Annotated in this window: 8 protein-coding genes; 6 read left to right on the top strand and 2 right to left on the bottom strand. The window is 56.0% G+C overall.

Annotated elements, in window-relative coordinates; genetic code table 11:
* Nucleotides 1-546 precede the first annotated feature (546 nt).
* The 4 genes from JUK32_RS02935 (at nucleotide 547) to JUK32_RS02920 (ending at nucleotide 5143) form a co-directional block, all read left to right on the top strand.
* Nucleotides 547-1779, top strand: a complete 1233-nt coding sequence (locus JUK32_RS02935; protein WP_239112275.1) for an MFS transporter — start codon at nucleotides 547-549, stop codon at nucleotides 1777-1779.
* Between the two features lie 50 nt (nucleotides 1780-1829).
* On the top strand, nucleotides 1830-2639 hold the full coding sequence (locus JUK32_RS02930; RefSeq protein WP_204137356.1) for a hypothetical protein: 810 nt from the start codon (nucleotides 1830-1832) through the stop codon (nucleotides 2637-2639).
* A 329-nt stretch (nucleotides 2640-2968) separates the two neighbouring features.
* A complete protein-coding gene (gene acsF, locus JUK32_RS02925; RefSeq protein WP_204137355.1) occupies nucleotides 2969-4048 on the top strand; it encodes a magnesium-protoporphyrin IX monomethyl ester (oxidative) cyclase in 1080 nt (359 codons plus the stop codon).
* A 237-nt stretch (nucleotides 4049-4285) separates the two neighbouring features.
* Complete coding sequence (locus JUK32_RS02920) at nucleotides 4286-5143, top strand: hypothetical protein (RefSeq protein WP_239112274.1); 858 nt, start codon at nucleotides 4286-4288, stop codon at nucleotides 5141-5143.
* A gap of 487 nt (nucleotides 5144-5630) precedes the next feature.
* Here JUK32_RS02920 and gatB read toward each other — a convergent pair whose 3' ends face one another.
* Together gatB and JUK32_RS02910 are read right to left on the bottom strand one after the other, a co-directional pair.
* Complete coding sequence (gene gatB, locus JUK32_RS02915; RefSeq protein ID WP_204137354.1) at nucleotides 5631-7118, bottom strand: Asp-tRNA(Asn)/Glu-tRNA(Gln) amidotransferase subunit GatB; 1488 nt, start codon at nucleotides 7116-7118, stop codon at nucleotides 5631-5633.
* An 89-nt stretch (nucleotides 7119-7207) separates the two neighbouring features.
* Complete coding sequence (locus JUK32_RS02910; protein WP_204137353.1) at nucleotides 7208-7354, bottom strand: hypothetical protein; 147 nt, start codon at nucleotides 7352-7354, stop codon at nucleotides 7208-7210.
* Between the two features lie 96 nt (nucleotides 7355-7450).
* On the opposite strand from JUK32_RS02910, the gene JUK32_RS02905 reads away from it, so the two are divergent.
* Together JUK32_RS02905 and JUK32_RS02900 are read left to right on the top strand one after the other, a co-directional pair.
* Nucleotides 7451-9139 carry a SpoIID/LytB domain-containing protein gene (locus tag JUK32_RS02905; protein ID WP_204137352.1) on the top strand — a complete coding sequence of 563 codons (1689 nt, stop codon included), beginning with the start codon at nucleotides 7451-7453 and terminating at the stop codon, nucleotides 9137-9139.
* A 149-nt stretch (nucleotides 9140-9288) separates the two neighbouring features.
* The gene (locus tag JUK32_RS02900; protein ID WP_204137351.1) at nucleotides 9289-10287 is read left to right on the top strand and encodes an OmpA family protein; all 999 of its coding nucleotides are present in this window, start codon (nucleotides 9289-9291) and stop codon (nucleotides 10285-10287) included.
* Nucleotides 10288-10518: the final 231 nt, after the last annotated feature.

Raw genomic sequence — 10518 nt, 5'->3', positions numbered from 1 at the left:
TCAGGAAATTTGAGGCCATCTTTCAGGGATGGTCACTAGCCCAGGAGGGATTTATGTGTACTTAGTAGCCTTCTCAAGGAGAGGAACCGGAGTCTGCTTAAACCTCTCTTTGAGAAGGAGAGGTGACACAGGCAGTGAGGTTCGAGCCGATGTTGCGACTCCACTTCTGAATCTGGATGAGGTTTATCCCAAAATTTGCAAATTCATTACTGCTTTAGGGCGAGCCGATTGTGGCTAGCGAGTTCGGTCAGACAATATCGGGAGGCATCCCGGCCACGCTAACGCTGAGTCAACAAATTTTGAGCCTAGCGATCGCCCACCCAACAAGCTGGAGACAGCGGGGCGCAGCTGGTCAACAATGATGAAACGGCTCACCGGGGGCGAAACCAGTTTGCTAAAGTAGGCGAGCGCTAATGGTTTGCCGGGATCTCCATGCTGGGGAAAGCCTCTGAGCGCAGCCTATCGATAAGAAGTCAGGCGAATCAGCCGATTGGTCAGCGCCGGTCATGATGATTTGCCAGTTGATCACGTGAGGGAAATTTCGTTATGTCCTTGAGTGAGTCCGAGCAGGCATCGGCTCAAGTCCTATGGGCCAAGGTGGTGGGGTTGGGTTTGGTACAGGGCGCGATCGCGCTCATGTGGGTGATCTATAACCTGTACTTGGTGGACCTGTTGACCCAGGTGGGGTTGCCCCGCACCCTCGCGACGGCGCTGCTAGTGGTGGAAAATCTGCTTGCCATGGTCATGGAGCCGCTAATGGGCAGCCTGAGCGATCGCTTCCAGCAGCAGCTGGGCACCCGATTTCCGCTGATTAGTCTCGGGTCAATTTTGGCCGCTGGGGCCTTCATTGCGTTGCCGATTGGGGTGATGGGCGGTTGGGCAGCGGCTGGGCGCTGGGTGTTGCCGCTCATGCTGGTGCTGTGGGCGCTAACGATGACGATATTTCGCAGCCCGGCGATGTCGTTGCTGGGCCGATACGCCTTTGGGACTCGGTTGCCCCAAGCGGCCAGCGTGTTGACCTTGGTGGGGGGGGTAGCCGGGGCCATGGGGCCACTCGCCAGCGAACGGATTCTCAGTTGGGGGCCGCTTACGGCGTTTGCCCTGGGCTCTGTGGTTTTGTTAGTGGCCGCATTTGTCCTCCGGGTCACTGTGCCGGAGGCGATCGCTGAGGAAAGCTATACAGAACTGCCTACCGCGAGTCAGGGCATTTCCATCGCTGCGCTGGCCATGATATTTGGTGCCGGCGTTGGGGTGACCCTCGGGTTTCGTTCGCTGATGCTGTTGTTTTCACGGGTGCTCGATGGTCAGGTGCCCAATGGCAATACCAGTCTGGTGCTGGGGACTGTCTTTGTCACGCTGGCGGTGACGGCGATTCCGGCGGGGGCGCTGGCGGTGCGGTTGGGCAATCGTCGGGCGATGGTGGCGGGGTTGGCGGCATTGGCGTTTGTGTGTGCGGCGATCGCTGCGGTGCAGAATAACGGGGCCGCGATCGCCCTAGCGATTATGTTTGGGGGCGCATTCAGCCTAGTGTCCAACGGCACAATTCCGTTTGCCTTATCATTGGTGCCCTCCTCCAAAGCCGGTTTGGGGACGGGCATGTTCTTCAGCGGGGGAGCCGCGGCTTCGTCTCTATTTGGCACCGTGGCGGCAACTTTAAAGACGTTGCCCGTCGGCCTACCCAGCTTGGTCGGCATCGTGGCCCTCGTCCTCGCGGGCAGTTGCATCCTGGGTGCCCCACGACGGTTGTCGGCCTTCGTCAACGAGCCCGTGGAACCTTAAGTCGGTGGCTGTATATCGAGCTCAATATATCGAGCTCAATGTGAGCAAGGATGACTGTGTCTTTTCAAGCTTTTCGCGATCGCTACCCCGAGGCGCAGATCATCAGTGAGCTGCTACTGGTGGAGCGCGATCGCTTTGTGGTTAAAGTCACCATCACGACGGCCTCGTCAGGGACTGCCTCGGGACTGGCCGCCCACAACGCGATCGAAGTCGCTGAAGACCAAGCTCGACTCCGAGCCCTGGCCGCCCTGGGCTATGCCGTGAACGACTCAGATGCGATTGGCAACTCTCTTCATCCCGAGGGGGCGGCCCCCAGTGCCCCACCAGCGAGGCCCAATGAGTCCCCTCAACCGCATCAATCTATAGATGCAGATGCCCCCTCCCTAGCGATCGCGACTCCGCCACTGCCCCAAATCGCCACATCAGCCGCCCCCGCCGTACCTCATGCATCGAATAGTCATGTGGCTAAACCCAAACCGTCTTCCCCGAAACCCGCAAAGGTCGCCACCTCCCAAACAGTTGAAAAAATTCATCCCCAGCCCGCAGCCATCGAGCCGCCGCCGGTGAACCTTGACGGGGATGATTTTGATGAGACGATTGCCCCGCTAGAAGAGAGTATCCCCTCGCCCACTCCTCACTCTCTGCCCGATGCCACGGTCGCCCCGATCTCCACCGAGGCGTTACCCGCGCCGATCAATCTGTCCGATGTCATTGCCCAAACCGACATTGAGTTGCGCCGACTCGGCTGGTCGGTCGAAACCGGACGGGAGTATTTAGAGCAGACCTATCAAAAGCGATCGCGCCACGAACTTTCTGAAGAAGAACTAATCCAATTTCTCTGCCATCTGGAGTCCTTATAACCTCACCTGGCAGATCCTGAAGTTTGGCAACCAACCCCCAAGTCGAGAGCAGCCCCCATCACTCGGCTCACACCTCGGCAAAATCCGGCACTGAAACAGACCGTGACGAGGTATTACGGCAAATATCCGAATGTTGCAATTCTTAAAGCTTTGGATGCGTTCTTACCCCCCACAGTTGATAGACTATGTGACAGTTAGTTGAGCAGTGGTTAGTTAGGCAAAGCGCTTACCCATAGGTTCTTTTGGGAAATCAATAAGGTTTTGTCTATGCTGACGCATTGCGTGAGATGTTGTCGTTTTCGGCACCACGAGCTTGTACCAGAGGACTCATGGTAGATTCCCTTAAAAAGCCAGAATTAAAAGAAGAATTACGCCCTGGGGTCAAAACTCCTGCCAAGGATACTCTTCTGACCCCCCGGTTTTACACCACCGATTTTGATGAAATGGCTGAGATGGATTTCTCAGTCAATGAGGAAGAACTTCAAGCCATCCGCGACGAACTTCGCGAAGACTACAACCGCCGTCATTTTATTCGGGGCGAAGAATTTGAGCAGTCTTGGGAATATCTTGATGACAAGACTCGCCAACTCCTCGTTCAGTTTTTGGAGCGCTCCTGCACATCAGAATTCTCTGGGTTCTTGCTCTACAAAGAGCTGGGTCGTCGGCTTAAAACCAAAAATCCATTCATTGCTGAGTGCTTTGACCTGATATCGCGAGATGAAGCGCGGCACGCGGGCTTTTTGAACAAGGCTATGTCAGATTTCAACCTGCAGTTGGATCTGGGCTTTTTGACTAAGAGTAAGAAGTACACCTTCTTCAAGCCTAAGTTCATCCTTTATGCCACTTATCTTTCTGAAAAGATTGGCTACTGGCGCTATATCAAGATTTATCGCCATCTGGAGTCGCATCCCGAGACTCGGGTTTACCCCATCTTCCAATTTTTTGAAAACTGGTGTCAGGACGAAAACCGTCATGGGGACTTCTTTTCGGCCTTTTTGAAGTCTCAGCCTCAACTTTTGAATGACTGGCGAGCACGGTTATGGTGTCGCTTTTTCCTCCTGTCGGTCTTTGCGACCATGTATTTGAACGACTTGAAGGGCAAAGATTTCTACGCCATTTTGGGCCTAGATGCGCGCACCTATGATATCGACGTGATTCGCAATACGAATGAAAGCGCTGCTCGGGTTTTTCCCGTGATTCTGAACGTTGATCACCCTGAGTTTTTCAAGGCGCTGGATACGAGTGCGGCGGCGAACGAAAAATTAACGACTTTAGGCACGGTTAATCACCCGAAAGTGTTGAAGTTCTTCAGGCAGTTGCCGCATCTTGCCACCATTGGCTGGCAAATGGCTCGCCTCTATTTCATGAAGCCCATTGATGCTGAGCAAATGCGGGCGGTCGTTCGCTAGCGCTAGTTTCAGCTTTGCTTGCAAGAGCCCCGGTTTATGACTGGGGCTTTTTGCTGTATAAAGGCGACAGCGATCGCGAATTTGCCTAGGCGCATCTCCTCCTTTGACATCGTGAACTGAGGAAACATTTTGCATTGTTGCCATTATCGTGCGGACTCGTGGGTGCAATTCAGCGGTCACTCCATTCGGTGGCTCGGCCAATGCGGGCTGCTTGGAGTGGCATTGACACTCGGTGCTTTGACGATCTTGCCGGCATCAGCTCAGTCACTTACGGTGCTCGACAGGAGCAGCGATAAAGCACAAAGCTGTGAGGAGACGAATACCGCGATCGCCACGAAGCCCATGCTTCCGGTTTGCGATCATTCCTCTCATGCCCCCGCTGAAGCGATCATCACAGTCCCCCTCTCCCCTTCACCAATCAGCGACCCGCAGTCGCTATCTTCCGCTGATTGGCCACCTGCGGGTTGGCCTGATGCAGAGGTGAACCTAGCCTCAGTGCAGCAAGTGGATGTTGACCCTACCATTATTGAAAACAGTCCAGTGTTGCAGCGCTGGTTAGAAGAAGTGCCCAATCTGGCCGTTGATGTGAATCACGATCCGGCCTTTCGTACTCGGGTGCGGGTGGGGTACGCGGAGTTTCCTTCCACCGATAACACCAGCGGTCTTTATGTGGGTGTACAAGATGTGTTTGTCGGCCGTACTCCGCTCACTCTCAGTGCGGATTACGCCACCAATGGCAGGGGCGATCGTCAGGAGTTTGGGGTCGATGCCCAATACTATGTGCTGCCGCTGGGGTGGTATGGCAATGTCGCACCTGTGATTGGCTATCGCGACATTCAAACATCAGCGTTTGAGAGTAGTGGCTGGCATCTGGGCTGGCGGGTGGTCGTCATTCCCTCCCGAACCGGCACCGCCGACTTATCAATCACGCAAAGTTGGGTGGCCCCCGGCACCGATCGCGAAGTGGGACTAACCACGTTCACCGCCGGGTATGCGATCGCGGAAGATTTGCGCATCGGCACCGATATCCAAATCCAAAATACCCGCGATCGTCAAGAAAGTCGGGTTGGGCTGTTGCTGGAATGGATGCTCTAATCACAACACACCGCCCTCACCGAATTGTTTGGAGGGAGCCACTCTAGGACTCGGCGGCATCAGTCTCGATCCCCATCCGCCCACCCTTCGGGAAGCGCAAAGATCTACATCCTCCAACCCCTTCTCCCAGGTTTGTGAGCAGAGGAACGGCTGGTTTCGCCGCCGATGTATAAAACGGGCTGGGATATCCTGGCGATCGCAAACTTGATGTTTGTGGTGTGGTTTGCCAATGACTGTGGTGCTGCACGGCTATCGGCCTGAAGATAGCGATCGCTGACGCCAAGCATCAAACTTTTCCCGGCGGTTTGTGAACTCGCTATCGCGACCAGTTGATGAACCAGACAGCCGCGATCGCGGGGCGGTTCCCTTTAAAAGGAAAAAAGGAGAGCTGAATTCAGCTCTCCCTACCATCAGGGTGCATCTACATAACACAGTATGGCATAGAAGCGATGAGGGGTGTAACCCCTACCCCCTTTCTTTACACTTCTTAACTATTCAGTTTCTTGCTGAGTAGTTGGTTGGTGAGCTTTGGATCCACCCGACCACTGGTGCGCTTCATCATCTGCCCCACAAAGAATCCTTGCAGCTTCTTCTTGCCAGCCCGATACTTCTCCAATTCCTCTGGATGCGCTGCCAAGACCTCATCAATAATGGCTTCAATTTGTTTGGGGTCAGAGATTTGGCTCAACCCCCGGGTTTCGACAATCGCCTTGGGTGACCCGCCCTCAGTCAGTAAATCCGGCAAGATATCTTTGGCAATCTTGGTGCTGATCGTGCCCCCGGTAATGAGTTGAATCATCTCCGCCAGCATTTCCGGCTTCAACGCCATCTCATTGATCGCCAGCTTTTCGGCATTGAGATACGCGGCGATGTCTTGGGTAATCCAATTGGCGGCCAGCTTAGCATCGGCCCCCAACTGCACCACCGTTTCAAAATATTCCGCAACCGTCCGCTCATCGGCCAGTACGCGGGCATCGTAGGGCGACAACCCCAGGCTGGTTTCATAGCGAGACCGTTTTTTCGCTGGGAGTTCGGGGAGTTCCGCCTGCCAATCCGTCAGTTGCTCCGGGGCGACCTCAATGGGCGGCAAATCCGGCTCTGGAAAGTAGCGATAATCGCTCGACCCTTCCTTCAATCGCATACTGATAGTGCGCTGGCTGCCCTCTTCCCAAAGGCGCGTTTCTTGATAAATCGGCTCCCCTGCCTCGATCGCGGCAACCTGACGGTCAATTTCGTGATCAATCGCTTTTTGAATGGCGCTAAAGGAATTCATATTCTTGATCTCCACCTTCGTGCCAAACTTCTCAGTGCCGACGGGACGCACCGAAATATTGACATCGCAGCGCAGTGACCCTTCCTGCATATTGCCGTCACTCACACCGAGATAGCGCATGATGCGGCGCAACTCTTGGGCATATTCTGCCGCTTCTTGCCCCGTGCGGAGATCCGGCTCCGAGACAATTTCCACGAGGGGCACTCCCGCTCGATTGAAATCCACTAGAGAATACGCGGAACCGGAGAGGCGATCGCTACCCGCGTGTACCAACTTACCGGCGTCTTCTTCCATATGTAGCCGCGTAATGCCAATCCGCTTACGGCTCACGTCTTTGGTCTTCGGGTCAACCAATTCAATCTCTAACCAGCCGTGCTCTGCGATCGGCAAATCAAACTGCGAGATTTGATAGTTTTTGGGCAAATCGGGATAAAAATACTGCTTGCGATCGAATTTGCTGTAGGGCGCAATTTGACAATTCAGCGCCAACCCCGCCTTCACGGCATATTCCAATACCCTTTGGTTGAGCACCGGCAACACCCCCGGCATTCCCAACACGATGGGGTCGATGTGGGTATTGGGATCAGCCCCAAATGCGGTCGAACTGGGCGAAAAAATCTTGGTCTCGGTACTCAGCTGGCAGTGGGTTTCTAAACCAATAACAGCTTCATACTGGGTTTTGGTCGGGGCAGCAGACGTCATAACAAACCGCGATCGCATATGAACTCTGTCATTTTAACGTTCGTTGCTGACCTGATTACGGCTTTAGTTGAGGGGATATTTCGGAAATATCAGTCAGTTTTGGAGATGACCGCCCAGCTTTTGCCTCGTTGGCGGCGATCGCGGGCCAGCGATTCCTTCAACCGATGGGTGAACAGGCAGCACAATACGCGCTTGAACCAGAGTGGTTGGATCAGGGTGAAATCATCCGTAGTCACATCAGCAATCGGTGAACAACCGCAGGTGAACAACTGGGCAAAGCATTCGGCGATCGCTTCGCTACAATGCGGGGAGCGTTTTGGATGGGTCGAGTTATGTTGGGCCAGAAATCTCTGTCAGTTGCGACAACCGGCAAGCTATCGGGGCTGCTGTTGGCGGCGAGCGTCGCTGTGGTGGGGAATCTGCTGAGTCCGGCGGCGGCTCCAGCCCAGCAGCCCCAAAATCCCGTACTGCAAATTGGCATTGTGCAGCGGTTTGGGCGTGACGACGCCAAAACCCTGATCATTGAACCGCTGGATGGTGCCCAGCTGACGGTGCAGTTCAAAACGGGGGAGCAGTTGGAAACGCTGACCACCAATCAGATTGTGCTCGACACTGCGCCTGTGTCGCTGGAGACGACCTCGTTGCGGGAGCGGGTGGTGCTGAGTACCCACCGCAGCTTTGAAAGCGCTGAAGATAGCGCGAATCAATGGCGCGATCGCGGCATTGAGACCGAGATTGCCCAACCTGGTGACTGGCAAGTGTGGGCCGACCGCGACGTTTACAGCACACCGCTGCTGCGCCGCTTGCTGCTTCAAGATTTGCAAGCTGCCGGATACGACAATATTTACGTCGATAGCCAAGTCCTGCGGGACGAACCCAAGGCCGCCGCAATTTTCAATGGGTTTCGCTATAACCGCGACATTGTCAGCATTATTGCCAGCAACCAGCGCGTCCGCGTGATCGAAAAATACGGCGATGTAGAAGATACGGTGCGGGTGTACGGCGGCAACTTGCGCTTGCAGCCCAACGCCTACGGCACGTATACCTTGGTGAATCAGGTGCCGATTGAGACGTATTTGCGGGGAGTGGTGCCCTACGAAATTGGCTTGGCCGCGCCGCCCACCACGGTTGAAGCTCAGGCGATTTTGGCGCGAACCTATGTGCTGCGGAACTTACGCCGCTTTGAAGTGGACAACTATGAACTCTGTGCCGATACCCAATGTCAGGTTTATCGGGGCATTACCGGAGCGGCGGATAAGACCGATCGCGCCATCACCAATACCCGTGGCCTCGTGCTCACCTATGGCGATGAGTTGGTCGATGCCCTTTATTCCTCGAATGCAGGGGGAGTGACGGCGGCCTTTAGCCATGTGTGGAATGGCCCCGATCGCCCCTATCTGCAACCCGTGGTGGACTCGGTTGTCGGCAGTTGGGATTTGGCGACCCGGCCTCTGACGGATGAAAATAACCTGAAGGCATTTCTCTCCCTGGAGTCGGGCTTCAATGAAGAAACCTGGGACACCTTCCGCTGGTCAGAAGACGCCTCCCTGGAAAAGATTGGTCAAGATCTTAAAACCTACCTCCAAGCTCGCAACCATCCCCTGGCGAACTTCACCGAGGTGCAGCGGCTCGTGGTGACGGAACGCGCCCCCTCTGGCCGGGTGCAGACGTTGCAAATTGCCACCGATGCGGGCGTCGTGACGTTGCAAAAGGACGAAGTGATTCGCGCGATCGAAGCGCCCTTGAGCTTACTCTTTTACACCGCCGGCCTCTATGAGCCGGTGCCCGGTGCAGCGGAACCCCAGTTACAGGGCTATCGGTTTGTGGGCGGGGGCTTTGGTCACGGCGTCGGCATGAGCCAAACGGGGGCGTACAATTTGGGCGACCTCAATTGGAGCGCCGAACGCATCCTGAAGTTCTACTATCCGGGAACGGAGCTGCAGCCCATTAGCGATGCCCTCGTGTTTTGGCGTGATCCGGCTGAGACGAGTACTGGGTCACCAGCTGAGACGACTCCTTGAGCAATTCCTAAGACTCTGCAAGAGCCTGAGTGAATTTGAGCGATCGCCGCTACTCTATATCTAGCGCCCCGGTTTATGGGCGCTGACGCTAACGCCCACGCTCAACTAACGGGCCGTGGATGTATGCACAATCGCCCTGAGTCGCTGCCATGACTGAACTGCCCCCCTTCAACAATCCCCCCCCACGCCCCGATGCGCCGGGAATGTCCGAGGTGTCTGCACCCACCGCGCCGACGGTGGTGGAGCCACCTGAGCCGAGTCGCTGGCAAGGGGTGCGATCGCTCTCAGTCTGGATTTTGCGCTGGGCGTTGTTAGGCGCTGGCGTGGGCGGTGCGTGGTGCTTTGGCATATTGGTGGCCCAGTTTTTCCCGGCGAGTGATCCCGAGCCGCCCCTGATTGAAGTGGTGACCCGTCGGACTGCCCGGTTCTTTCAAAAAGTGGGGAATTTGCCCGAGTGGTGGACTGGTGAAGCGACACTATCGCCGACGGCGCTCCCGGCTCCGGCCACGGACGCCCCGCCAGCGCCGCCAGCGCCCCGCCCCATTGCCTTGACCGAAGCACAACGTGAGCAAGTCACGGTGGAGCTGGACGCGATCTCGAATAACTTGCAAACCCTGCGCGATCGCACCTCTGCCGTCGAGCGTCAGCTCGCCTTGCCCGATGCCGATCTCCCCTTAGAAGAGCGGCTGGACAACGCCGTCAATCGGCTGAATCCGCCCACGACAGTTGCCCCAGCCAATCCTCCCAATTCCAATGACTCGGCTCTACAGCCCGCCACCGGGTCACCGCCCGATCCCTTATTCCAGGTCAATGCCTACCGGGTGACCCTGCCGAGCGATGTGCTCTTTAGGCCGGGGCAGGCGACTCTGCAACCCAACGCCCCTGCCCTACTCGACAGCATCTTGCCCGATGTCGCGCGATACCCTGACGCCACCGTCGTCGTGGGTAGCCACACCGATATTGCCACCGAGGGCGCGACGCCGACCGACCTGTCCTACCAGCAGGCGATCGCCGTCCAACAATATCTCGCCCAGCGACTAGGCGACGAAACAGTGCATTGGGTGCCCGTGGGCTATGGCAACAGCACCCTGGGCAGCACAGGGACGGTGCAACTCAGCCGCCGCATCACCCTCGCGATCGTGCCGTAATCCCACAACCTTATCGGTTTCTGAGCATCTGACAAGAGGGCACGAAGGTAAGGTAACTGGGCCATCATCCATCTTGCAGCAGCATGATATTGTCGTCTGCCTGCCTTGCCCCTCATTCCCCCTCTGTGTTAGCGGTTCCTGACGGATTCACCCACTTAGGGACTTGCGCGCAAAAAAGATCCCCATGAACCGAGTTTCGACTCCGCTCAACTCTCGATACTGGTAGGTTGA

The sequence above is a fragment of the Halomicronema sp. CCY15110 genome, assembly GCF_016888165.1.
In the GTDB taxonomy this organism is placed as follows: Bacteria; Cyanobacteriota; Cyanobacteriia; order Phormidesmidales; family Phormidesmidaceae; genus Halomicronema.
This window is presented reverse-complemented; position numbering and strand designations above follow the sequence as displayed.

What these genes read in the sequence shown, in the direction of transcription:
- acsF (WP_204137355.1), top strand. Translation starts at nt 2,969, where the DNA reads ATGGTAGATTCCCTTAAAAAGCCAGAATTAAAAGAAGAATTACGCCCT.
- JUK32_RS02900 (WP_204137351.1), top strand. Translation starts at nt 9,289, where the DNA reads ATGACTGAACTGCCCCCCTTCAACAATCCCCCCCCACGCCCCGATGCG.
- JUK32_RS02930 (WP_204137356.1), top strand. Translation starts at nt 1,830, where the DNA reads ATGACTGTGTCTTTTCAAGCTTTTCGCGATCGCTACCCCGAGGCGCAG.
- gatB (WP_204137354.1), bottom strand. Translation starts at nt 7,118, where the DNA reads ATGACGTCTGCTGCCCCGACCAAAACCCAGTATGAAGCTGTTATTGGT.
- JUK32_RS02905 (WP_204137352.1), top strand. Translation starts at nt 7,451, where the DNA reads ATGTTGGGCCAGAAATCTCTGTCAGTTGCGACAACCGGCAAGCTATCG.
- JUK32_RS02935 (WP_239112275.1), top strand. Translation starts at nt 547, where the DNA reads ATGTCCTTGAGTGAGTCCGAGCAGGCATCGGCTCAAGTCCTATGGGCC.